This window comes from Azoarcus olearius (genome assembly GCF_001682385.1).
Classification (GTDB): domain Bacteria; phylum Pseudomonadota; class Gammaproteobacteria; order Burkholderiales; family Rhodocyclaceae; genus Azoarcus; species Azoarcus olearius.
In genome coordinates this window covers 2,720,044-2,745,315 of the sequence record NZ_CP016210.1, presented here as the reverse complement: position 1 = coordinate 2,745,315, position 25,272 = coordinate 2,720,044, and the positions used below count along the sequence as shown (strand labels likewise).

Here is a 25,272-nt window from a genome sequence, read left to right as displayed (position 1 = left end):
CCCTGGGTCGGACCCTCCCCGGTTCGGCCCGAACGTTCAACAGGAGGAGGGCCGGCGGCATCCGCCGGCATGTAAGGAGACCGAAGGCGCGCGTCAGACGCGCCTCATTCTTGTTTTCCTGCCGCCCGCACCGCCGCCAAGAGCGGGAAGGGCGCGCAGTTATAATCCGACCCAGCATCGCCATCATGGGAGACGTGATGCGTAAGGGGCTCGCCGGGCAGCGGCTGGTCGCGGTCTTCCTGATCGGACTGTTGCTGTTCAACTTTCCATTGCTGTCCTTGTTCGATCGGCCCGTCACCGTGTTCGGGCTGCCGCTGTTGCACGTCTATCTTTTCGCCGCCTGGGCCGGCCTGATCGCGCTGGTGGCGTGGATCGCCGAGCGGGGCGCGCGCTGATGCTGTCCCCCAGCCTGATCGTTGGCGTTTCGTTCTGCTACCTGCTCGTCCTGTTCGGGGTGGCGTATGTCGGCGACCGTCGCGCCGACCAGGGACGCTCGCTGATTGCCAACTCCTGGGTCTATGGACTCTCGCTCGCGGTGTATTGCACCGCGTGGACCTACTTCGGCAGCGTGGGGCGCGCGGCTTCCGGCGGAATCTGGTTCCTGCCGATCTATCTCGGTCCCACGCTGGGACTGATGCTGTGCTGGCTGGTCGCGCTGAAGATGATCCGCATCTCGCGCAGCTACCGCATCACCTCGATCGCGGACTTCATCGCCTCGCGCTACGGCAAGAGCCACCTGCTCGGTGGCCTGGTCACTGTGATCGCGGTGGTGGGCACCGTTCCCTACATCGCGCTGCAACTGAAGGCGATCTCCAGCGGCTATCACGTCTTGTCCACCGGCGCGGGCGCGGCCGTCAACGGGCCGGCTGCGGCGCCGGCGGCGTGGTTTGACGACAGCACCTTCTACCTTGCGCTGACGCTGGCCGCCTTCACCATCCTGTTCGGCACCCGCCATCTCGACACCACCGAGCGCCACGAAGGCATGGTGGCCGCGATTGCCTTCGAGTCGGTGATCAAGCTGCTCGCCTTCCTTGCGGTGGGCGCCTATGTCACCTTCGGGCTGTATGACGGCTTTGGTGATCTGTTTGCCCACGCCCGCGCGTATGAACACCTGGAGGCGCTGCTGCGCTTCGAAGGCAGCGGCCGGGGCGGTTACGGCGGCTGGTTCACGCTCGTGGTGCTCGCGATGCTGTCGGTGTTCTTCCTGCCGCGCCAGTTCCAGATCACCGTGGTGGAGAACACCAACGAACAGCACCTGCGGCGCGCCATCTGGCTCTTTCCGGCTTACCTGCTGGCGATCAACCTGTTCGTGCTGCCGATCGCGCTAGCCGGCCTGATGCAGTTCGGCCAGGGACAGGTCGATCCCGACACCTTCGTCCTCACGCTGCCGCTCGCCCAGGGGCAGCAGGCGCTCGCGCTGCTGGTGTTCATCGGCGGCTTGTCGGCGGCCACCGGAATGGTCATCGTCGAAACCATCGCGCTGTCCACCATGGTCTGCAACGATCTCGTCATGCCCCTGCTGCTGCGCCATCCCGGCATCGCCGGCGGCCGCACGCGCGACCTGAGCGGGCTGCTGCTCGGCATCCGGCGCGGCGCCATCGTGCTCGTGCTGCTGCTCGGTTATCTCTACTACCGCCTTGCCGGCGAAGCCTATGCGCTGGTCAGCATCGGGCTGATCAGTTTTGCCGCGGTGGCGCAGTTCGCACCGGCGATGCTCGGCGGCATGTACTGGCGCGGCGGCACCCGTGACGGTGCGCTGGCCGGGCTGCTGGCCGGCTTCTCGGTGTGGGCCTACACCTTGTTGCTGCCCTCGTTCGTCAAATCGGGCTGGGTGGATGCCGGCGTGCTGGAGCAGGGCGTGCTGGGCATCGCCTGGCTGCGGCCGGAGCACCTGTTCGGCATGAGCGGGCTGGACAACATCAGCCACGCGATGTTCTGGAGCATGCTCGCCAACATCGGCTGCTATGTCGCGGTGTCGCTGCTGCGCGCGCCGAGCGCGGTGGAGACCAGCCAGGCCATGCTCTTCGTCGATGTCTTCCGCCGCCCCAGCGGGTCGCCGGCCAGCTTCTGGCGTGGCAATGCCGAGGTCGGCGAACTGGTGCCGCTGGTGGCGCGCTTCCTCGGGCAACGCCGCGCGGACGAGGCCTTCGCCTCCTACGCCCGCGGACGCGGCGCGAGCGGCATCGCCGCGCTGCGCGCCGATCCCGATCTGGTCCACTTCGCCGAAACCCTGCTCGCCGGCGCCATCGGCAGCGCTTCCGCGCGGGCGATGGTCGCCACCGTGGTGCAGGAAGAGCCGCTGGGCCTCGACGAGGTCATGAACATTCTCGACGAGGCCTCGCAGGTGCGTGCCTACTCGCACCAGCTGGAGGAAAAATCGTACGCGCTGGAGGTGGCGACCGAGGAGCTGCGCGCGGCCAACGAGCAGCTGAAGGAATTCGACCGCCTGAAGGACGACTTCATGTCCTCGGTCACGCACGAACTGCGTACGCCGCTCACCTCCATCCGAGCGCTGTCCGAGATGTTGTACGAGGACCCCCGCATCGGCCTCGAAGACCGGACACGTTTCCTCGGCATCATCGTGTCCGAAGCGGAACGGCTCACGCGGCTCGTCAATCAGGTGCTGGATCTGGCCAAAATCGAGTCGGGGCACGCCGAATGGCACAATTCCGACGTGGATATGCGCGAGCTGGCCCTGCATGCGGCGGACACCACCGCCCAGCTGTTCCGCGAGCGCGGCGCCGCGCTGGTGCTCGATCTGCCCGAGCGGGTGCCGCTGCTGCGCGCCGACCGCGACCGCTTGCTGCAGGTGCTGCTGAACCTGCTGTCCAACGCGGCGAAGTTCGTTCCGCCCGCCGGTGGCGAGGTCCGCCTCGTACTGCGTCCGGAGAACAGTGGACTGCGGGCCGACGTCATCGACAACGGCCCGGGCATTCCGCCCGAACAGCAGCAGGTGATCTTCGAGAAGTTCCGCCAGGGCGGCGACGCCCGCGCGCGGCCGCCGGGAACCGGGCTGGGGTTGCCGATCAGCCGCCAGATCATCGAGCATTTCGGCGGACGCCTGTGGGTGGAATCCGGCCCCGGCGAAGGGTCGCGGTTCTCGTTTGTATTGCCACTGCCGTCGGAGAGCGGCGGGCTATGACTTAGAATGGTGGGCGAGGGGAGAGGAACGCATGACCAAGAAGATCCTGATCGCGGATGACGAACAGAACATCGTCATTTCGCTGGAATTCCTGATGAAGCGGGAGGGGTTCACCGTTGTCGTCGCCACCGACGGCGACGAGGCGGTACGGATGATCCGCGCCGAGCAGCCCGACCTGGTGCTGCTCGACGTGATGATGCCCAAGAAGAGCGGCTTCGAAGTCTGCCAGGAGATCAAGGCCGACCCCGCGCTGCAGGGCGTGCGCATCCTGATGCTGACCGCCAAGGGGCGCGATACCGAAGTGGCCAAGGGCCTCGCGCTCGGCGCCGACGCCTACATGACCAAACCGTTCTCCACCCGCGATCTCGTCGCCCGCGTGCGCAGCATGCTGGGCATGGAAGCATGAGCGCCCGCGCAGGGCGGCAGGGTAAGCGCTTCGCCCGCGCACGGAGGCCGCAAGGCGGCCGGAGCCAACCCGGCGCAGGCGCCGCAGGCCCGGTCACGCCCGGAGGTGTGCGGTGAGCGCCGTGCAGATGACGGCGGGACACTCCGCGCGTAACCGGCTGGGCGTTGCGGTGCTGCTTACCGCGCTCTTCATCCTCGCCGTGTTCGCGGTCATCGGCGCCACGCTATGGTCCGATCTCGGCGTCGCCGAGCGCGATCTCGCGGAAACCCTGCTGGCGCCGCGCGCCGGCTTGCTGATCGTGATCCTCGCGCTGGCGGTGGGGCTGGCTGCCGCGGCGGTGAAGACGCTGCACGAAACCCATGTGCTGGCCCCCGCGCGCCTGCTGGAAGAGGCACAGGTGCTGCTCACCAACCCCGACGCACCGCGCCTGCAGCCGTCCGGCAGCGCGGAGATGCGGGCGCTCGCCGAGGTGATCAACACGCTGGCGGCACAGCGCGGCGTGCTGCGCCGCGACGTCGAGGCGCGCATCCGCGAGGCCAAGAACAGCGTCGAGGAAGAGAAAAACAGGCTGGCGGCGCTGATGTCCGAGCTGACGCAGAGCGTGCTGGTATGCAACCTCGACGGTCGGGTGCTGCTGTACAACAACCGCGCGCGGCTGCAGTTCCGCGCCATGTCCGACACCCCGGGCGCGGCTGGCGGCGGCGAACTCATCGGCCTCGGCCGCTCGATCTACACCGTGTTCGAGCGCAACCTGATCGCGCATGCGCTGGAAACCATCCAGCACCGCCTGCGCCGCACCGCCCAGCCGGTCGCCAACTTCGTCACCACCACCCGCAGCGGCCAGTTGCTGCGGGTGCAGATGGCGCCGGTGCTCACCACCGCTGCCGAGGCCCTGATCGGCGACACGGCTCAACCGGCGGTGGCCGAGCGGACGATGACCGGCTTCATCCTGATGCTCGACAACATCACGCGCAATTTCGAGGCCGAGTCGCGTCGCGACCAGATGCTGCACAGCATGACCGAGGGCAACCGCGCCGCGCTCGGCAACGTGCGCGCGGCGGTCGAGATGCTCGATTTCCCCGACCTGCAGGACGAGTTGCGGGAGCGCTTCCGCAAGGTGGTGCGCGACGAGGTGCAGGCCATGAGTGCGCGGCTGGACCAGACCGCCACCGAGTTCGCGGATTCGCTGAAAGCGCGCTGGCCGCTGGAGGAAATGCTGGGGGCCGACCTGATCGCCGCCGCCCAGCGCCGCATCGAGAACCGCGTCCATCTGCCGACCAAGCTGGAGGACGTCGACGAATCGCTGTGGGTGAAGGTGGACAGCTTTTCGCTGATCCAGGCGCTCACCTATCTCGCCAGCCGCCTGTCGGACGAATTCGAGGTGCGCGAGGTGCGTTTCCGCCTGACCCCGGCCGGCCGCCTGGCACACCTCGACCTGATCTGGTCCGGCCAGGCGATGAGCACCGAAACCGTGATGAGCTGGGAGCTGGAGGCGATGAACTTCGCCGGCGAACACAGCCCGCTCACGGTGCGCGACGTCATCGAGCGCCACGGCGGCGAGATGTGGCTGGAGCGCGAGAAGGTGCGCCACCGGGCGTTCTTCCGCATCCTGTTGCCGGCCGCGATGCCGCAGGAGCAGCTCGACGAATCCATGCTGCTGCGCGCCGACAGCCGTCCCGAGTACTACGACTTCGACCTGTTCAAGTGGTCGGAGCGTTCGCGCGCCCTCGAAGACCGCCTGCTGACCGAGCTGACCTACACGGTGTTCGACACCGAGACCACCGGCCTCAACCCTTCGCAGGGCGACGAGATCATCCAGATCGGCGCGGTGCGGGTGCTCAACGGCAAGCCGCTGCGCAGCGAAGCCTTCGAGCAACTGATCGACCCCTGCCGCCCGCTGCCGGAGGAATCGGCCCGGGTGCATGGCATCACCGCCGACATGCTGGCAGGGCAGCCGGTCATCGAGGCAGTGCTGCCGTCCTTCCACGCCTTCGCGGCGGACACCGTGCTGGTGGCGCACAATGCCGCGTTTGACATGCGCTTCCTGCAGCTCAAGGAAGACCTCACCGGGCTGCGCTTCGACCAGCCGGTGCTTGATACGCTGCTGCTGTCGGCGGTGATCCACCCGAACCAGGATTCGCACCGGCTGGAGGCGATCGCCGAGCGCCTGGGCATTACCGTGGTGGGGCGCCATACCGCGCTGGGCGATGCGATGGTGACCGCCGAGGTGTTCCTGAAGCTGGTGCCGCTGCTGGCGGAAAAGGGCATCCGCACACTGCGCGAGGCGCGCGAGGCGGCGGAAAAGTCGTACTACGCCCGGATCAAGTATTGATGGCCGGCGGCCCCTGCAACCCGCCGCGCCGAGGGCGCGCATGAACACGGGCGCCTTCTCGCGCCGGCTGCGGCGCTATTACGGCTGGTACACCGGCACCTTTGCGCTGTTCGTGCTGCTGCTCGCGGTCGGCGAGCAGTTTGGCCTGTCGCAGCGCGCCATCGGCCACATCTTCCTGTTCGTCACGATCGCCATCTATGCCGGCATCGGCGTGATGAGCCGCACCTCCGACGTGTCCGAATACTACGTCGCCGGACGCCGGGTGCCGGCGGTGTTCAACGGCATGGCCACCGCCGCCGACTGGATGAGCGCGGCGTCCTTCATCGGCCTGGCCGGCACGCTGTACTTCAGCGGCTTCGAGGGGCTGGCCTTCGTCACCGGGTGGACCGGCGGGTTCGTGCTGGTGGCGCTGCTGCTCGCGCCCTACCTGCGCAAGTTCGGCCAATACACCATCCCCGACTTCCTCGGCGCCCGCTACGAGGGCGACTTCGCCCGTCTGGTCGGCATCGGGGCCACGGTGCTGGCGAGCTTCGTCTACCTCGTCGCGCAGATCTATGGCGTCGGCCTTGTCACCAGCCGCTTCGTCAGCGTCGAGTTCGAGATCGGTCTCTTCGTCGGGCTGGCGGGCATCCTGGTGTGTTCCTTTCTCGGCGGCATGCGTGCAGTCACCTGGACCCAGGTGGCGCAGTACCTGATCCTGATCATCGCCTACCTCGTGCCGGTGATGATCCTGTCGTACAAGGTGACGGGCGTACCGGCGCCGCAGGTGATGTACGGCGGGGTGCTGGCCAAGCTGACCGAGCGCGAGGCCGAACTCGAGGTGGAGCCGGCCGAAAATGCCGTGCGGGCGCTGTACCACAAGCGCGCCGACGACTACGCCGCCAAGGTCGCGGCGCTGCCGGAATCGCTTGAAACCGAGCGCCGCGCGCTGATCGACCGGCTGAACGAACTGCGCCTGGACAACGCCTCCGCGCGCGACATCGCGCTGACCGAGCGCGCGTTGCGCGACCTGCCGCGCACTCCGGCCGACGCCGCGGTGCGCTGGGAGCGGGCGCGCGCCGAGGCGCTGGAGAAGGCCCAGCCCCCGCCGCGCCACGCGGAGGCGCACCCCGGCCGCACCGCCGCGGAGTCGCAGGCGGCGCGCAACAACTTCCTCGCGCTGGTGTTCGTACTGATGGTGGGCACCGCCGCGCTGCCCCACATCCTTGCGCGCTACTACACCACGCCGGGCGTGGTGGCGGCGCGGCGCTCGGTGTTCTGGTCGCTGCTGTTCATCTTCCTGCTCTATGTCACCGCGCCGGCCTATGCGGTGTTCGCCAAATGGGAGATCTACAACAGCGTGATCGGCTCCAGCCTGTCGATCCTGCCGGGGTGGGTGGCCTCATGGGGCAAGGTGGGGCTGGTGCGGATCGAGGACATCAACGGCGACGGCATCCTGCAACTCGCCGAACTCAGCATCAATACCGACGTGATCATGCTGGCGACACCCGAAATCGCGGGGCTGCCCTATGTGGTGTCCGGGCTGGTCGCCGCCGGCGGCCTCGCCGCGGCGCTGTCCACCGCCGACGGCCTGTTGCTGACCATCTCCAACGCGCTGTCGCACGACCTTTACTACAAGGTCATCAACCCGCATGCCACCACGCACCGCCGGCTGGTGATCTCGAAGTCGCAGCTGCTGGTGGTGGCGGTGGTCGCGGCCTGGGTCGCGTCGATGCGGCCGGACAACATCCTGTTCATGGTCGGGCTGGCGTTCTCGATCGGCGCCGCGGCCTTCTTCCCGGCGCTGGTGCTGGGCATCTTCTGGAAGCGTGCCAACCGTCCCGGCGCGGTGTGCGGCATGCTGGCCGGCCTGGGTGTCACGCTGTTCTACGCGGTGCGCACCCATCCCTTCTTCGGCGGGTCGATGGCCAACGCGTGGTTCGACATCAACCCGATCTCGGCCGGGGTATTCGGCGTGCCGCTGGGTTTCGTCATCATCATCGTGGTCAGCCTGCTGACGCCGCCGCCGCCGCGCGAAATCCAGGCGCTGGTGGACTACGTGCGCTATCCGCAATTGCCCACGGGCGCCGACGAGGGCGAGACCGAGAGTGGCGGCGCCTGAGCCCGGCGCGCCGCGCTACACCGCGGTGGCGCTGACGATGCGGGCGCGCCCCTGCGCCTTCGCCTGGTAAAGCGCGAGGTCGGCCGAGCGCAGCAAGTGGGCGCTGTCGGCGCCGTGGATCGGCGCCTCGGCGACGCCGGCCGACAGCGTTACCGCGGGCAAGCGGCGGCCGCCGAAGGCGAGCTGCAGCCGGCCGATCATCTGCGCCAGCTCCTCCAGCCGTTCGGTGGCGTTCTCGGCGCTGGAGGCCGGCATCACGATCGCCAGCTCCTCGCCGCCGAAGCGGCACGGCACGTCGCTGCGCCGCAGCTGTTCGCGCAGGATGCGGCCGATCTCCGCCAGCACCAGGTCGCCCGCCTCGTGGCCGTACTCGTCGTTGAAGCGCTTGAAGTGGTCGATGTCCAGCATCGCCAGCGTCAGCGGCGTGCCGTCGCGCTGCGCGCGCACCAGTTCGTGGTTGAGCACGTCGTCCAGGTAGCGCCGGTTGAACAGCCCGGTGAGCGGGTCGTGGATCGCCTGCTGGCGCAGCGCTTCGCGCAGGCGCAGGTTGGACAGCGACAGCTTTACCGAATCGGCGGTGCTGCGCACGAGGTAATGCAGGTTGTCGAGCGTGCTTTCGTCCGCCGCGGGCGGGAAGCGGATCGACAGCAGTCCGACTACATCGGCATCGACGATCATCGGCTGGCAGCAGTAGCCGTGTTCCGGCGCCGAGCCGAAATGCGCGCACACCGGCGAACCGCCCGGCGGAATCTCGTGCGGTTCGCCGCGTCGCAAGCCCCAGCAGGAGTCCAGCCCGAACTGGGGCGGCAACTGCGGGTCGCCCGCGTGCGCCGCCACGTGCAGGGTGCCGTCGGTGGCGTCGACCAGCATCAGCGCGGCGTCGAAGCCCTGGAACAGTTCGCCGAACAGCGGCGCGATCACCTGGCGCGCCTCGGCCTCGCTGCGGCAGCTTTGCAGCAGGTCGTGCAGGCGGTTGATGAGGCTGTTGTGGCGGTCGCGCTCGGCAAGGCGGTCCACCATCGCCTGCATGCGTTCCATGGCCTGCTGGCGTTCGAGTTCGGCGCGCTTGCGGTCGGTCAGGTCCACGCCGTAGATGATCGCGATGCCTTCCTGGCCGGCAGGTGCAAGCCGGATGTCCAGCCAGCGCGGGTCGGAGGCAACCTGGTCGAGTTCGGCTGCCACGCTGCTGCCGGCCTGGGCCTGGCGGTAATAGTCGGTCCAGCGCTCGCGCTCGTCTTGCGCCAGCGGCAGACAGATGTCGCCGGGCTGGATGCGTTTGCCGAAGCGCAGCGCGAAAAAGCGCTGGGCAGCCTGGTTGGCGATGATCAGGCGGAAGTCACGATCGACCGACCACACCACGCGATCGGTCGATTCGAACAGCGCTGACAGATTGCTCGCGCTGCTGCGCAGCAGGTTGAGTTCGGAATGCGAGCTGATGTCCTGCACCGTGCCCACCACGCGCTGGGCGGTGCCGTCCGGTGCGCGCAGCACCGAGCCGCGCAGCCGCAACATGCGCGCCTCGCCGCGCGGCGGACGGTAGCGCAGCTCGAGGTCGACCTCGCCGCGCTCGTTCACCTGCGCGCGGATGCGGCGGAAGTGTTCGTCCCACTGCGCCGAGCCGACGAAGGCGTGCAGGGCCTTCAGCGAAGTCGGCGCGTCGGGTTCGCCTTCCACCCGCTCGGCCGGCGACAGCAGGTCGCGGGCGATGTCGCTGAGTGTGAGCTGTCCGTTGGCGAGATCGCACTCCCAGCTGCCCAGGCGGGCGATGTCCTGCGCTTCGCGCAACATCCGCTCGTTGGCTTCCAGACGGCTGTGGGCGCGTACCCGGACGACGGTGCTCCACAGCCCCTCGGCGAGGCCCGAGAGCACTTCGACGTCGGTGGCCACGTAATCCCCCGGCTTGTTGCCCACGCCGATGAGCATGCGGACGCCGATGCTGTCCATCACCGGCACCGCAAGGTGGCGCTGCAGCTTGATGTGGCCGCCGGGCAAACCGCGGCGGCCTACGATCTGGTCGTAGTTGTTGTGGATGACAGGGCGCTTGAGGCGGACGCAGTCGGCCCATACGCCGGCGCGGTCCAGCGGGTAGTGGCGGTCGTAATCCGCTTCGCATTGCGCCAGGGTCTCGCGGCTCCAGGCGCACAGTTCGATGGTGCGCTGGTCGTCGTTGATGAAGTGCAGGTAGGCGACGGTGCTGCCGGTGATCTGCTGCGCGGCTTCGAGCCCGCTTTCGACGCAGCTGCGTTCGCCCTCCGAAGCGGCGCGGGTGCTGATGTCCAGCAGCGCGGCGGAGCACAACTCCTTCTGCCGGCGCAGCTGTTCGGCCGCCACTTCGTCCAGGTACTGCTCGCGCCGCCGGCGCCGCATCAGGCCGAGCAGGCCGAGCCCGAGCAGCCAGGCAGCAGAATGGCTGCCGGCGGTAAGCCGGCGGTCGGCCTCATGGCGGCGCTGGAACGGCGCAAACGGCATGGTCACGCTGAAGCCGCCGCGCAGCCCGCCGACCGGCACCTCGGTGTTGCCGTGGCAGCCCACGCAGCCCGCTTCCATGTACACCGGCAGCATGTAGCGCAGCATCGCAACGCCCTGGATGCTGTCGAGCTCGGAGTAATAGCGCGCGCCGCTTTGCAGCTCGTGCAGCGCGGTGCGCTCCCAGGTATCCGGGGTGTTGATCGGGTTGGTGACCTGCAGCGCGGTGAGCTTGCCACGGATGCCGTCGCTCTCGGCGAAGGCTTCCAGCACCTGCCGCGTCGCATAGGCCGGGTTGAGCAGCGTCAGCACCCGGCCGTTGGTGGTGGTGACGTCCCGCTCGGGAACTTCAAGGTAGGGATTGGGCGGCGTGGTGGCGGTGGGCGGCACATAAACGCCCTGATGCCGCGTCACCCAGCGGCGGAACGCCATATCCTTGCGCAGGTAAGCCTCGGCGACCAGCTCGGCTTCGTGCCGGGCGTCGTCCCGATGCATCCAGTCGCTGATACCGTAAAACGTTCCGATCAGGCCGGTCCAAAGCAGCACCGGCAGCCAGAAATGGCGCACGAACCACGAAATGATCGTTCCCTCCCAGGGCAACCGGCGACGGCGCGGTCATGGCCGGGCCGTTCTATTAGCAGTTCCTGTTTTCATCTTAGCGATTCCGTTGTCGTGCGGAGACGTGCCGCGCCGGCCGCCGCGGGTTTTTTCTTCCCAAGCTGGGTAATTCGGCTCAGCCGCCGCGCGCCAGCAAATGGTCCAAAGGCAAGCGCGTGGTGCGCTTGATCTCGGCCAGCACGATGTTGGACTTGACGCTGCGCACGCCGGTGAGGCGCATCAGGCGGTGCAGCATGAAGGCCGACAGCGCGGCGAGGTCGGGCGCGACGATGCGCAGCAGATAGTCCGCTTCGCCGGTGATCGCAAAGCACTCGAGCACTTCGTCCATCGCCGCCACCGCGGCGTTGAAGGCGTCGGTGTGGGCTTCGGCGTGGCGTTCCAGTGATACGGCAGTAAAGGCGGTTACGCCCAGCCCGACGGCCGCCGGGCGCAGCAGCGCGCTGTAGCGCTCGATGTAGCCGGCCTGCTCCAACCGCTGCACCCGCCGGCTTACCTGCGAGGGCGACAGATGGATCTGTTCCGCCAGCTCGGCGTTTGAGGCGTGACCGTTGCGCTGCAGGGCGTCGAGCAGGTGAAGGTCGTACTTGTCGATTTCCATTGTGCAAGTTTGATGCGTAAAAGTTATATGTGATGCACAGGATGTGCGCATTGAACGCGTTAAACCGCCGATATTGCACGCACTTCGCGCCCTTGTCTCACTAACATTGTTTCCGACGAATCCCCCCGTACGGGAGCCAAAACGGGCAAGGTCCGCTCCAAGGGACAGGTCCGCAGCAGGCCCGCGTCGGCACAACAAGGACGACAGGAGACAGCGCGATGAAGGCCGAGGCATTTCCCCCCCAGATCCGTACCGACTACCGCCTGAGCGACAGCCTGCAGGCGATGTCCGGGCAGATCTTCCTGACCGGCACCCAGGCGCTGGTGCGGCTGCCGCTGATGCAGGCCGCGCTGGATGCCGCCGCGGGGCGCAATACCGGCGGCTTCATCAGCGGCTACCGCGGCTCGCCACTCGGCGCCTACGACCAGCAGCTGTGGAAGGCCAAGGCGCTGCTCGACGCCAACCGCATCCGCTTCCTGCCGGCGGTCAATGAAGAACTCGGCGCCACCGCGGTGCTCGGTACCCAGCAGGTGGAAGGCGATGCCGAGCGCACGGTCGATGGCGTGTTCGCGATCTGGTATGGCAAGGGCCCCGGCGTGGATAGGGCCGGCGACGCGCTGCGCCACGGCAATGCCTACGGTGCCTCGCCCCACGGCGGCGTGCTGGCGGTGATCGGCGACGACCACGGCTGCGTGTCCTCGTCGATGCCGCACCAGAGCGACTTCACCCTGCAGGCCTGGGGGCTGCCGGTGCTCAATCCCGCCAGCGTCGCCGAGATGCTGGAATTCGGCCTCTACGGCTGGGCGCTGTCGCGCTACTCGGGCTGCTGGGTGGGGCTGAAGGCGATTTCCGAGACGGTGGAAAGCGCTTCCACGGTGGACCTGGATGCCATCCGCACCCGCTTCGATAGCGTGCCCGACTTCACCCCGCCCGCCACCGGGCTGCATTACCGCTGGCCCGATCTGCCCAGCCTGGTCATCGAACAGCGTCTGCACGCCAAGCTGGACGCGGCGCGTGCCTTCGCCGCCGCCAACGCCATCGACAAGACCATCTGCGCCGCGCCGCAGGCCGACATCGGCATCGTCTCCTGCGGCAAGGCCCACCTCGACCTGCTCGAAGCCTTCCGCCGGTTGGGTGTCAGCCTTGCCGATCTGGAGGCCGCCGGCATCCGCTTCTACAAGGTGGGCCAGAGCTTTCCGCTGGAAACCGGCCGCATGCGCGCCTTCGCCACCGGACTGAAGGAAATCCTCGTCGTCGAGGAAAAGGGCCCGGTGATCGAGCGCCAGATCAAGGAGCTGTTCTACAACGCCGACCCGGCCGAGCGGCCGCTGGTGATCGGCAAGAGCGGCCGCGACGGCGCGCCGCTGCTGTCCGCGCTCGGCGAGCTGCGGCCGTCGCGGGTGATCCCGGTCATCGCCGCCTGGCTTGCCGCCCACCGGCCGGAGATCGAGCAGCGCGCCCACGTGGTCGAGCACGTCACCGACTTCACCCCGCCGCCGCTGCTCTCCAACGAGGCCGACGGCGTGCGCCGGGTGCCGTACTTCTGTTCCGGCTGTCCGCACAACACCTCGACCAAGGTGCCGGAGGGCTCGCACGCGCAGGCTGGCATCGGCTGCCACTTCATGGCCTCGTGGATGCCGGACCGCGAAACCACCGGGCTGATCCAGATGGGCGGCGAGGGCGTGGACTGGGTCGCGCATTCCGCCTTCACCCGCACCCCGCACGTGTTCCAGAACCTCGGCGACGGCACCTATTTCCACTCCGGCTTCCTCGCCATCCGCCAGGCGATCGCCGCAGGCACCAACGTCACCTACAAGATCCTCTACAACGATGCGGTGGCGATGACCGGCGGCCAGCCGGTGGACGGCACGGTCACCGTCGATGCCATCGCCCGCCAGGTGGAGGCCGAGGGCGCGCGCCGGGTGGCGGTGGTGAGCGACGAGCCGGAAAAGTACGACGGCCACGAAGGCCTGTTCCCGCGCGGCACTTCTTTCCACCATCGTGCCGAACTCGACGCGGTGCAGCGCGAGCTGCGCGAGGTGAAGGGCGTGACCGTGCTGATCTACGACCAGACCTGTGCCGCCGAGAAGCGTCGCCGCCGCAAGAAGCAGGCTTATCCCGACCCGGCGCGGCGCATCTTCATCAACGACGCGGTGTGCGAAGGCTGCGGCGACTGTGGCAAGCAGTCCAACTGCCTCTCCATCGTGCCGGTCGACACGCCTTTCGGCCGCAAGCGCGCCATCGACCAGTCGAGCTGCAACAAGGACTATTCCTGCGTGAACGGTTTCTGCCCCAGCTTCGTGTCGGTGCTCGGCGGCAGCCTGAAGAAGCCCACCGGCCCGGCCTTCGACGCCGGCCGGCTGGACGAACTGGTTGGCACGCTGCCGCTGCCCCGGGCCTGGTGCTGGGATGCGCCTTACGACCTGCTGGTGACCGGCGTCGGCGGCACCGGCGTGGTCACCGTGGGCGCGCTCATCACCATGGCCGCCCACCTCGAAGGCAAGAGCGCCTCGGTGCTGGACTTCATGGGCTTCGCGCAGAAGGGCGGGCAGGTGCTGTCCTTCGTGCGCCTGGGCGCTGACGCCAGCGTGCTCAACCAGGTGCGCATCGACGCCCAGCAGGCCGACGCCATCCTCGCCTGCGACCTCGTGGTCGGCGCCAGCAACGACGCGCTGCTCACCGCCCGCCACGGCCGCACCCGCATCGTCGCCAACGTGCACGAGATCCAGACCGCGCGCTTCGTGCAGGACCCGGACGCCGACCTGCACGTCGATGCGCTGCTCGCCAAGATGCGCTACGCCGCCGGCGACGACCGGCTCGACACCTGCGACGCGCAGGCGCTGTGCGCGCGCTTCCTCGGCGACACCATGGGCGCCAACATCCTGCTGATGGGTTACGCCTGGCAGCGCGGGCTGATCCCGGTGTCGCTCGCCGCGCTCGACCGCGCCATCGAACTCAACGGCGTCGCCGTGGCGATGAACCGCAGCGCCTTCCGCATCGGCCGTCTGGCCGCGGCCGGCGCCGAGGCGCTGGCGGCGCTCGCCGCCGGGCCGCTTGCGCAGCTCGAGGTCGCCGACAGCCTGGAAGCCATCGTCGCGCTGCACGCGGCCCATCTCACCGGCTACCAGAACGCCGCCTATGCCGCGCGCTACACCGCCTTCATCGACAAGGTGGCCGCCGCCGAGCGCAAGGCCCTTGGCGCCGACGCGCCGCTGCGCCTCGCGCCGGTGGTGGCGCGCACCTACGGCAAGCTGCTGGCATACAAGGACGAATACGAAGTCGCCCGGCTCTACACCGACGGCCGCTTCCGTCAGGCGCTGGAGGCGCAGTTCGAAGGCGACTACCGCCTGCAGTTCCACATGGCGCCGCCGCTGCTCGCCAAGCCCGGCCCCAACGGCCGGCCGAAGAAGATGGACTTCGGTCCGCGGCTGCTGCCGCTGCTGCGCCTGCTCGCCGCCGCCAGGGGCTTGCGCGGCACTGCGTTCGACCTCCTCGGCCGCAGCGAGGAACGCCGCATGGAACGCGAACTCGCCGCCGACTACGCCCGCGCCATCGAAGCGCTGCTGCCGCGGCTGGCGGCCGACACAGTGGACGCGGCGGTGGAATTCGCCGGGCTGGCCGAAGGCGTGCGCGGTTTCGGCCCGGTCAAGCTTGCCAACCTGGGCACGGTGAAGCAGCGCGAACGGGTGCTGCTGCACACGCTCGGCGTCGATGTGGCGCACGGCGCGACCATCGCGCATCTGCTGGCGCAGGCCCCGCGGGGGGCAGAGGCCTTGCGTGGCATTCCGGTGGTGGCGAAGTAAGGCGCTTTCAGGCGTTGCGGCCGGTAACGCCGATTGACTCGCCGAGGGGTGTGATCTATCCGTTCAGGAACGAACCGCGGCGCCCGTCCGCGGCACTGCCCCACCCATCACCGGAGACGCCCGCATGGATACGATCAAGCCGCTTTTCACTGCCACCGCGACCGCCAAAGGGGGCCGCAACGGCCACACCCGCTCTTCGGACGGGCGGGTCAGCGTCGATCTTTCCGTACCCAAGGAGATGGGCGGTCCCGGCAAGGAGGGCACCACCACGCCGGAAGACCTGTTCGCGGCGGGCTATGCCGCGTGCTTCGGCGGCGCGATCGACTTCGTCGCCAAGCAGCAGAAGAAGGACGCCACCGGCGCGACCGTGACCTGCGCGGTGTCGATCGGGCCGCGCGACGGCGGCGGCTTCGGGCTGGCGGTGAAGATGCGGGTGGAGGACACCAGCCTGCCGCAGGCCGACCTCGCGGCGCTGGTGCAGGAGGCGCACTACAAGATCTGCCCGTATTCGCATGCGACGCGCAACAACGTCAGCGTCGAGTTCGAGGTGGTCGGCGGCTGATCCGGCTGCGCCTAGCGGCGCGCGCTGCGGCGCTTTTCAGGGGCAGGCGCGGGCGCGCTGTCGTCGTGGTAGTAGCTCAGCACCGTGTCCCGCAGTTCGCCCATGCGCGGCGGCATGGCGGGGCAGGCGTCGCCCGCGGCGCCGTCCTCGCAGGGCGTTGCCGGTTCGAACCACAGCTCGGCGTTGCCATCCCCGTCCAGGTCGGTGACGGCCGCGATCCGGCCTTCGTCGTTTCCGCCGCTGCCGAAGCGGGACGGCACCGCCACCCGGCGCGCGCCCTGAGGGCCGACCCACAGCAGCAGGCGGCCGCCTTGCTGCTGCAGACCGTGGGTGATGATTCCGGGCGCACCGGGTGACAGCGCGAGTTCGACCAGATGACCCGCCGCGAGCGGCCAGCGCTGTGCGCCGTGGATCAAGGCACCGCGCAAGGCGAGGTCCGCGGCCACCGGTTCCATCGCTGCGGGGTCGGCGTGGCTCAGCGTCGCCGCGAGGTGGCGCAGCCATTCCGCCTGCGCGGCGAACGCTGCCGGCGTGGGGTCGGTGCCAAGCGGGGGCGTGGCAAGTGCGATCGCCGGCGCGCTTACCGCGGCGGCGCCGCGCGACGCACGACGCTGCCCCGCCGGACTGGCAGCCGGGAGGGATGCCGGCGCGGGCGAGATCCAACGCGTGCAGGCTTCGATCGCCCACGCCGGCTGCGAAGGTCCGGCGCAGCCTTGCAGCAACTGGTTCAGGATGATCTCGTGGGTGAAGTCCCGCCCCGGCTGCCCGGCCAGCTGCACAAAGCGCTCGCGCAGCGCGTGGGCGTCGCTGCCCGGGTCGTCCCGCAGCCAGGTCCAGTCCGGCCGCGCGCAGCCAAGGCCGTCGGCCCGCCCGAGTTCGCGCAGCGCGTAGCCCGCTTCGAGTGCCGCTCCGCCGTGGCGGAACCACGGCTGCCGACTCGCGCAGTCGGTCTCGGCCGGCAACGCCTCCAGTTCGTCGAGCAGCGCCGCGCGATCGACCGCCCCTTCACCCAGCGCGCGCCAGGGGTCGAGCGCGGCGTGCTGGCGCGCCAGCGCGTAGAGCGGCTGCCACCGTGCATCGACATTGGCGTCGAACCAGGCTTGCAACTGCGCCAGTTGCAGGAAGGCCTGGGCACGGGCGCCGGCCGGCCAGTTCCCGCCGCCCTGCAACACCGAGACCAGCTTGCTGCGCAGGAAGGCGGCCTTGCGGATCGCCTCGTCGAAGCGCGCTTCGCCCTCCTGTTGCGGGCCGGGCCCGTATTCCTCCGTCGGACGGCTGAGTGGCGGCGGTTCGCCGTTCGGGCGCACCGCGGGTTCCAGCCAGCGCAGGGTTTCGGCCAGCCGGGGATCACCGGCGGCGAGTCCGGCCCACATCCACATCACCAGCACGCAATCGTCCGGTCCGCGGCCGGCGCAACCGTTGGCTTGCAGGTAGCTGTCGAAGCGCGCCTGCAACACGGGTGCCGCGCGCTGGCCGATGGCCGCGGCGCGCGCGGCCGCGTCGGGGCGGGGCAGCGCGCGCTCGAGACGGTCGGGCTCGCCGCTCCAGTGGAACACGCAATAGCCGAAATCGCGCTGGCCGGAGGCGCCCGCGGCAAGCGGCGCGAAGCTGTCGTGCTTCCAGCGCTGGCGGAAGGGGTTGGCGTCCGGCGTTTCCCAGGCGATCTGCGGCATGCATTCCCACAGCGCCATGAAGGCGGTGGCCTCGGGCGTCCAGTCGGGGTAGGGGCCGTACAAGGCGTTGGCGGCACTGGCGAGGCGTCCGTTGCGCGCCTGGGGTGTGCCGAAGCGCTCCGGAAACCAGTTGCTCATCCGCTGCAATACGTCGGAGGGGCGCCCCAGGTCGAGCGCGGTGCCGCGTCCGGCCAGCGCCAGCGCCTGGCGTTTCAGTTCGAACGGCAGGGCAGGGAATTCGGGCGTGGCGAGCAGCGCGTCGATGTGCGCCGGGGTTGCGTGCCGCATCGTGGCCGGCGGGGCGCCGCGGCCGGGATGGCTGGCGAGCTGATCCAGCTCGGCGATGATGGCCTGCCGTTCGCGCGGCGACAGCGTGTTGTCGTCGCCCGGGCGGGACCCGCAGGCCGCGAGCGTGCAGAGCAGGATCGCCGCCCATGTGGCGGGGAGCCGGCGGGGGCCACCGCGTGGGGCGCTGCCCGGTCGCGCCCGCATGCACGCCCCGGCGCGGTCTGCGCTGGGGGCGGGAAGAGACGGCGGGCGCGTTCTCGACACGGCGTGGCTCCGGGTCCGGGCGGTGCCGTGAGCATACCGGAAGCGGACGCCGCGCCGGCAGGGGCGACGGCGCGAACCCCGATCAGTCGCGCCAGAGGACGCGGTTGCGGCCCTCGGCCTTGGCGCGGTACAGCATCGTGTCGGCGGCTTCGATGAGGGCGTGGCCGGGCGACTGGTAGTCGTCGCTGGTGGCGCCGCCGATCGAAACCGTCAGGTGGGGCGCCACCGCGGAGTGCGCGTGCGGGATTGCGAGCGAGGCGACCGCGTGCCGCACCGACTCCGCCAGTTCGCGCGCGCCATCGGCGGGGGTGCCGGGAAACAGCATCACGAACTCCTCGCCGCCGTAGCGCGCGACAAAGTCGCTCGCGCGGTTGGGCCCGCCGGACAGCGCCTTGGCGACGGCCTTCAGCGCCTGGTCGCCGCGCGCATGGCCGTAGTGGTCGTTGTACTGCTTGAAGTAATCGACGTCGATGATCGCCACCGACATCGGCCCCGAGCCGCGTCCGGCACGGCGCCATTCGCGTTCCAGCACTTCCTCGAAGCGGCGGCGGTTGTCGATTTCCGTCAGGCAATCGCGCCCGGCCAGCGTTTCCAGGATCTTGCGCTGGCGCACGAAGCGCAGGTGGTTTTCGACCCGCAGCCGCACGATGCCCGGATGGAAGGGCTTGGTGATGTAGTCTGCGGCGCCGAGGTCGAGGCCGATCTCTTCGTCGTCCACCGAATTGAGCGAGGTGATGAAGATCACCGGAACGTCCTTGGTGGCGTCGCTCGCCTTCAAGCGGCGCAGCACGTCGTGCCCGCTCATGCCGGGCATCACCACGTCGAGCAGGATGAGGTCCACCGCGCTGTCGGCCTGTACCCGCTCCAGCGCCTGCTCGCCGCTCTTGGCAATGACGACGTCGTGGTGCTCCTCGAGCAGTTCGGAGAGCAGCTTGCGGTTGATGCGCTCGTCGTCGACGACGAGGATCCTGTGGCGTTCCACCATCATCCATTCCTCTCGAATCGGGCCAGCAGCGCATTGACGCGCGCCAGTGCGGCATCGAATTCCACGTCCTCGATCGCGGCGAGGATCGCATCCACCTCGCCGCCGTGGCCTTGCGCATGCGCGGCGGGGGCGATCGACGCCACCACGCGTTCGGCGCGGGAATTGCCGGCGCGCAGCAGTTCGGCCGCCTGTTCCAGTCCTTCCCGCAGGTCGGGGCCCTCGGTGGCGCCGACCGAGGCCGACGCCGCAGGCGCGCCTCCGGGGTGGCGGGCAAAGTGTTCCGCCAGCGCGCCGCACAGGTTGCCGAGCGCCCGCGTGAAGGGCGGCAGCGCTTCGACTGCCGCGCCCCGGTTCTGCTCGCGCACCGCGTCTTCGACGCGCACCGCGAGCGCGGCGAGTTCGGTGCCGCCGAGTGCCGCGGCCACGCCCTTGAAGGTGTGGAGCACGCGCCCGGCAGTGGCCCAGTCGCCGCCTTCCACCAGCGCCTCCACGCGCTCGGCGTCGCTCGCATGGCCCTTCAGGAAGTCGCGCAGCAGGTCCAGGTAGAGGCGCGCCGATCCGCCCACGCGCTTCAGCCCCTGGGCGCCGTCGAGGGCGTCGATCACCGGCAGTTCTTCCGTCGTGGTGTCGGCCGCGGCCGGCAGCGCGTCGGCCGGCAGGGCGCGCACGCCGGGGGGAATCCAGCGCACCAGCGTGGTTTCCAGCTCCGCCGGGTCGATCGGCTTGGTGAGATGCCCGTTCATGCCCGCCGCGCGGCTGCGCTCGCGGTCGGTATCGAGCGCGTGCGCAGTCATGGCAACGATGGGTGTGTGGCTGTCGCGGGCGCGGATGCGGCGCGTCGCTTCCAGCCCGTCCATGCCGGGCATCTGGACGTCCATCAGGATCAGGTCATAGGCGGTGGCGACCGCGCGGTCCACGCCTTCGTAACCGTCGCCCGCCAGATCCACCTGCAGGCCGGCCTGGCGGAGGAACTCGGTGGCCACCTGCTGGTTGATCGGGTTGTCTTCCACCAGCAGCACGCGCGCGCCGCGGATGCCGGCGAGGCCCTGCGTCGGCTGGTCGGCGAACAGCGGCTCTTCCGGTTCCACGCGGTGGGCGTGGCCGAGCACCTTGAGCAGCGAATTGAACAGCAGGGAAGGGCCGACCGGCTTGGTGAGGATGCCGTCCAGCCCGGCGCCGTGCCCGGCTTCCTGCAGCGCATGGTCCTTGGTGTAGGAGGCCATCAGCAGGATGCGCGGCGGCGTGGGCAGGCTCAGGTCGAGCTTGATGCGGCGCGCGGCTTCGATGCCGTCCAGTCCGGGCATGTCGCGGTCCATCAGCACCACGGCGTAGCCCTGCTCGCCGGCTTCCCTGATCTTCAGAATGGCTTCTTCTCCACTGGCGGCCGTATCCGCGACAAAGTGAAAGTGTTCGATCATCGTGCGCAGCATCGCGCGCGCGGTCGGGTTGTCATCCACCACCAGGATGGGCTTGTGGCGCAGTTCTTCCGGCGCCAGGTAATGCCGCTCGCGCGCGCCGGCCACGGTGCCGAACGGGATGACAAACGAGAATGTACTGCCTTCCCCCGGTTCGCTGGCAACTTCGAGCGAACCCTCCATGATCTCGATCAGCTGTTTCGAGATCGCCAGCCCCAGCCCGGTGCCGCCGAAGCGCCGCGTGATCGAGCCGTCGGCCTGGTGGAAGGACTGGAACAGCAGCCCGCGCTGCGCGGCGCTGATGCCGATGCCGGTGTCGGTGACCGAGAAGCGCACCCGCACGCAGTCCTCGGTCTTGTCTATCAGACGGCAATCCACCACCACTTCGCCGCGCTCGGTGAATTTCACCGCATTGGTGCCGAGGTTGATCAGGATCTGGCTCAGCCGCAGCGGGTCGCCGCGCATGCGGTCGGGAATCGCGGGGTCAATCGCGAGCAGCACGTCCAAGCCTTTTTCGGCCGCCTTCACGGTGACGATGTTGCTGAGGTTGTCGATGACGTCGTGCAGCGTGAACGGGATCTGCTCCAGCCGCAGCTTGCCGGCTTCGATCTTCGAGAAGTCGAGGATGTCGTTGATGATGCCGAGCAGGGCCTGCGAGGAGCCGCGGATCTTGCGCAGGTAGTCGCGCTGTTGCGGACTCAGCTCGGTGCGCAGCGCGAGGTGGGTAAGGCCGATCACCGCGTTCATCGGGGTGCGGATCTCGTGGCTCATGCGCGCCAGGAAGTCGGACTTGGCGCGGCTGGCCTGCTGCGCCTCGGCAGTGGCGATCGACAGCTGGCGGGTGCGCTGCTCGACCAGTTCCTCGAGGTGCTGGCGGTAGTCGTTGAGTTCGCGGTCGCGCGCCTGCAGCGTGTCGATCAGCGTGTTGAGGCCGTGCGCGAGGCGCGCGATCTCGTCGTTGCCCTGCACCTGCAGGCGCTCGTCCAGCGCCGCGTTGGAGGACATCCGCTGCAGCAGCGCGCTGATGCGCTCGACCGGTGCCGACAGCCGGTGCGCCATGCGGCCGGCGAGCCACAGCGACAGCACCAGCGCCAGCAGCAGCATGGTGCCGGTCTCCAGCGCCAGGTTCCATTCGGTCTGGCGCATGGATTCGAGCGAGGCGACCAGCTCCACCCGCGCGTCGCTGCCGTCGCCGGTGCGCACCCGCGACTGCACGATCAGCCAGCCTTCCGCAAAGTGGGCGCCGCCGTCGCCGGCTGCGTCCGGCATGTCGGGAATCGGGTCGGCATCGCCCCGGTCGTACTGGGCGAATACCGCTCCATCCGGCCCCACCAGCAGGCGGGCGCGCAGGATGAAGGGGTTGGACTGCACCGCGGCGAGCAGGCGGGCGGCCTCGCTGCGGTCCTGGAAGGCCAGCGCCGCTTCGCTGTTGGTGGCGATCAGACGGGCCTGAGCGTTCAGCGAGTCCGCCCATTCGTTGCGGATCAGCCGTTGCTGCTGATAGACGATGAGCGCGAACACCAGCACCACGCCGATCAGCAGCCCGGTCACCGACAGCACCATCAGCTTGCCGCGGATGGTTTCGGGGTGCAGCAGATCGCTCAGGCGCGCGGAACCTTTCATGGCACCACCACGCGGGCAAGGCGCAGCAGCTGCGCGTTGAACTCGATGCCGAGGCGCTGGCCCGCGCTCCGGTTGATCAGGATGGCGATCGAACCTTCGCTGCCGAGGGCGAACTCGACCATGCCGCCGGCGCGCGCGAAGCCGTCGATGTCCGACACGGTGACCACTGGGTGCATCGCCAGCCGGCGCAGGGTCGCGTCGAGATCGTCGGCCTCGCTGCGGCTGACGAAGGCGAATTCGCAGCTGCCGGCGTCGCGCCCGGCGTCGAGGCGGCGGATGCGCACCGGGCGGCCGTCGATCGTGGCGCTGGCGAGGCGGTCGAGCGCATTGCCGAACGGGTTGCTGCCCAGGATGCACATCGTCAGCGGCGTGGTGCGGTCGGTGTCGGGGCGGTACACGAAGGGCGGCAGCTTGAAGAACAGCGCGGCTTTCAGCGCGTACTCGGGCACCGGCGCGGGCGCTGCCGGTGCATCCGCCAGGCAGGGCGGTGCCAGCACCGCGGCCAGACAGGCGAGCGCGAACAGCACGCGCAGCAGGATCGGCCTCGTCAATACGGAAACGTGCATGCCAGCCGCTCAGAACCGGTATTCAAGCGAGATCATCGAGGTGCGGGGCTGCTGCGGCATGTCCCAGAAGGTGCGGCTGCCCGATCCGTGGGCGGCGTAGTAGCGGGTGTCGAACAGGTTGTAGATGTCCAGCCACAGGGTCGCGCGGCCGTCGAACAGCTTGTGCCAGCCGGCGTGGAAATTGACCACGGTGTAGCCGTCGGTCCGGCAGCGTTCCGGTGCGCCGTCGGCGTCACAGGTCTGCGCCAGCTGCAGCGAGGGCGCAGGGGCCCGGCGGCGGCCGTTGGTGGTGTCGCCCATCGCCAGCACTTGGGTGGTGAGGCTCAGGCGGTCGCGGTAGCGCAAGGTGGTGCCGAGCTTGAGCTTGCGCTCGGCTACGTGCGAAATCTCCCATTCCACGCCGTCGCCTTCGTCGATGCGACCGCGGATCCAGCTTGCGCTGCCCCACAGGTCGCCCGACCAGGCTTCGTCGATCTTGAAGCGCCACTGCGCCATCAGGTCGAGGCCGTAGTGGCGCTGCACGCCGGCGTTGCCCTTGGTTTCGGGGTTGATCAGCACCGCGCCGGGGATCGCGTCCACCTGGGTGGAGGGCCGGGTGACGATCAGGTTCTCGATCCGGCTGTGGTAGAGGTTGGCGACGAAGTTGAGGTTGGCCTGCGGCCGCCAGTCCCAGGTCAGGCTGGTGGTGCGCGCTTCTTCCGGATCCAGGTTGAAGTTGGGCACGCGGAAACCGCGGCCGACGTACAGCCCGTTCGACATCGAGCCGTCGAAAATGCCGAAGGCGCTCAGCGATTCTTCCGGCGACGGCGCGCGGAAGGCCTCGCCGTACAGGAACTTCAGCACATGCTGCGGATTGACCCGCCATACGGCGCCGAGGCGCGGGTTCACCGTCTGCCCGTAGTCGGAATGGCGGTCCATGCGCAGGCCGACCATGGTCGAGAACGCCTCATCCCATTCCGACTGCAGCTGGGCGTACATCGACACGTTCTCGAACGCGGCGTCGTAGATCTGCATCGGAATCGTCGTGTTCGGATAGACGTAGCCCTGCTCGGACTTGCCGCGGTCGGTGTCATACGGCGCGGGCAGCGACGCGGTTTCGATCGCGTAGTGCTTCTGGTAGCCCAGGCCGGCCTGCACGCGGTGGGTGTCGTCGAAGCGCCAGTTGATGTTGTGCTCGATGCCGATCCGCTCGCCGAGCACGTAGGAATAGCCGTCGGAAAAGTTGCTGAAGCTGTTGTTGTACTTGGAATGCGGATTGACCTGCATGCGCGAGTAATCCACCACCACCTCACCCGAGAAGTCGGCGCCCAGCGTGTAGCGGTACTTGCCGTAGGTGGTCTCGCTGGTGGTGGTCCATTGCGAATCGCGCAGGTAGAGCGCGGTGGCGGGGGGATCGCCGGTGCTCGTGAGGCTGCGGAAGACGTTGCGATAGAAGCCGAAGGTGAGGTCGTCGCCGAGATCGAGGCGGGCGAAGAGGCTGTTGCTCGAAATGTCGCCGACATAGCCTTCACGCTCGGCCGCCGGCACGACCCGCTGCGAGTCCGGATCGGCGTCCACCTTGCGGAAGTCGTTCGGGTAGTAACGGTCGAGCGGCGCGCGGTCCGAGCGCTGGCGGTGACCGCCGACGGTGAACGCCATGCGCTCGCCGCTGTAGCCGGCCATGAAGGAGGTTTCCTGGGTATCGAAGTCGCCCGCGCCCACCTCCACCCACGAGCCCGCGCCCCGGCTGCCGCGGTCGGTGATGATGTTGATGACCCCCGACACCGCGTCGGCCCCGTACAGCGCGGCCGCCGGCCCGTACAGGAACTCCACCTGCTTGGCGTGGTACAGCGCCAGGTTTTCGGCGATCGGCATGTTGCCGCCGGACGGATGGCCGATGCGCACGCCGTCCAGCATCACCACCAGCCGGTGCGGACCGAGCGAACCCTGCACCGCGAACTGGTTATATTGCGACGACTTGGTGCCGCGCTGGAAATCCACCCCCGGCATGTCTTCGAGCAGGTCCGCGAGGTTCTTGTAGCGGCGTTCGCGGATCTGCTCGCGCGTGACCACGATGATGTGCGAGGGCGTCTGGTCCCGGGTTTCCGACTGGCGCGAAGCGGTGATGATCGGCGTCTCGATCAACTCCGTCAGCGACAAGGCCATCAGCTTGTCGAAATCGGATTCGGCCACCGCAGCGCGCGCATTCAGCGGCGCAAGGCAGGCGAGCGCAAGCCAGCCGGCCATAAGGCGCGTGTTCGGCAAGGGCCCGGAAACGGGTCTGTTCATACGCTGGTATCGCCGCTGTGGCGCCATGCGGCCGCCGTTCGGTTGTTATTCGGATTCGTGGTCGGGCAAGGACCGGCGCCGGAAGATCGCGGTGACGGCCGGACCGCATCGCGGCAGTTCCACCGCCGGCGTCGAAATACATCAAATCTGATACGAAAGCAA

At 68.9% G+C, this 25,272-nt stretch carries 14 protein-coding genes; 7 read left to right on the top strand and 7 right to left on the bottom strand.

Features of this window, described 5'->3' with window-relative positions; all coding sequences use genetic code 11:
* Positions 1 to 197 precede the first annotated feature (197 nt).
* The 5 genes from dqs_RS12590 (at position 198) to dqs_RS12570 (ending at position 7,981) form a co-directional block, all read left to right on the top strand.
* On the top strand, positions 198 to 395 hold the full coding sequence (locus tag dqs_RS12590; RefSeq protein WP_011766144.1) for a hypothetical protein: 198 nt from the start codon (positions 198 to 200) through the stop codon (positions 393 to 395).
* Entirely contained in the window at positions 395 to 3,142 is a 2,748-nt protein-coding gene (locus dqs_RS12585; RefSeq protein ID WP_065340695.1) for a sensor histidine kinase, read from the top strand. Before dqs_RS12590 ends, dqs_RS12585 begins: the two co-directional genes overlap by 1 nt.
* Before the next feature lie 31 nt (positions 3,143 to 3,173).
* Entirely contained in the window at positions 3,174 to 3,548 is a 375-nt protein-coding gene (locus dqs_RS12580; RefSeq protein ID WP_011766142.1) for a response regulator transcription factor, read from the top strand.
* 127 nt (positions 3,549 to 3,675) lie between these two features.
* Entirely contained in the window at positions 3,676 to 5,880 is a 2,205-nt protein-coding gene (locus tag dqs_RS12575; protein ID WP_011766141.1) for a 3'-5' exonuclease, read from the top strand.
* A 40-nt stretch (positions 5,881 to 5,920) separates the two neighbouring features.
* On the top strand, positions 5,921 to 7,981 hold the full coding sequence (locus dqs_RS12570; protein ID WP_065340694.1) for a sodium:solute symporter family protein: 2,061 nt from the start codon (positions 5,921 to 5,923) through the stop codon (positions 7,979 to 7,981).
* A 15-nt stretch (positions 7,982 to 7,996) separates the two neighbouring features.
* Here the strand turns inward: dqs_RS12570 and dqs_RS12565 are convergent, their stop codons facing one another.
* A complete protein-coding gene (locus dqs_RS12565; RefSeq protein ID WP_157108187.1) occupies positions 7,997 to 11,014 on the bottom strand; it encodes a diguanylate cyclase in 3,018 nt (1,005 codons plus the stop codon).
* Positions 11,015 to 11,180: 166 nt separating this feature from the next.
* Positions 11,181 to 11,663 (bottom strand): Lrp/AsnC family transcriptional regulator, encoded by a 483-nt coding sequence (locus tag dqs_RS12560; protein WP_065340692.1) that lies wholly within the window; start codon positions 11,661 to 11,663, stop codon positions 11,181 to 11,183.
* A 218-nt stretch (positions 11,664 to 11,881) separates the two neighbouring features.
* On the opposite strand from dqs_RS12560, the gene dqs_RS12555 reads away from it, so the two are divergent.
* Positions 11,882 to 15,466 (top strand): indolepyruvate ferredoxin oxidoreductase family protein, encoded by a 3,585-nt coding sequence (locus dqs_RS12555; RefSeq protein ID WP_065340691.1) that lies wholly within the window; start codon positions 11,882 to 11,884, stop codon positions 15,464 to 15,466.
* A 124-nt stretch (positions 15,467 to 15,590) separates the two neighbouring features.
* Positions 15,591 to 16,028 (top strand): organic hydroperoxide resistance protein, encoded by a 438-nt coding sequence (locus dqs_RS12550; RefSeq protein ID WP_065340690.1) that lies wholly within the window; start codon positions 15,591 to 15,593, stop codon positions 16,026 to 16,028.
* A gap of 11 nt (positions 16,029 to 16,039) precedes the next feature.
* On the opposite strand, the gene dqs_RS12545 is transcribed toward dqs_RS12550, so the two are convergent.
* The 5 genes from dqs_RS12545 to dqs_RS12525 form a co-directional block, all read right to left on the bottom strand.
* Entirely contained in the window at positions 16,040 to 18,193 is a 2,154-nt protein-coding gene (locus dqs_RS12545; protein ID WP_065340689.1) for a hypothetical protein, read from the bottom strand.
* Positions 18,194 to 18,335: 142 nt separating this feature from the next.
* A complete protein-coding gene (locus dqs_RS12540; RefSeq protein WP_011766134.1) occupies positions 18,336 to 19,241 on the bottom strand; it encodes a diguanylate cyclase in 906 nt (301 codons plus the stop codon).
* On the bottom strand, positions 19,238 to 22,276 hold the full coding sequence (locus dqs_RS12535) for a response regulator (protein ID WP_065340688.1): 3,039 nt from the start codon (positions 22,274 to 22,276) through the stop codon (positions 19,238 to 19,240). Before dqs_RS12535 ends, dqs_RS12540 begins: the two co-directional genes overlap by 4 nt.
* On the bottom strand, positions 22,273 to 22,842 hold the full coding sequence (locus dqs_RS12530) for a YfiR family protein (protein WP_011766132.1): 570 nt from the start codon (positions 22,840 to 22,842) through the stop codon (positions 22,273 to 22,275). The genes dqs_RS12535 and dqs_RS12530 overlap by 4 nt, the downstream gene beginning before the upstream one ends.
* Positions 22,843 to 22,851: 9 nt before the next feature.
* Positions 22,852 to 25,068: a TonB-dependent receptor plug domain-containing protein gene (locus dqs_RS12525; protein ID WP_065340687.1), complete on the bottom strand. Its 2,217-nt coding sequence runs from the start codon at positions 25,066 to 25,068 to the stop codon at positions 22,852 to 22,854.
* Positions 25,069 to 25,272: the final 204 nt, after the last annotated feature.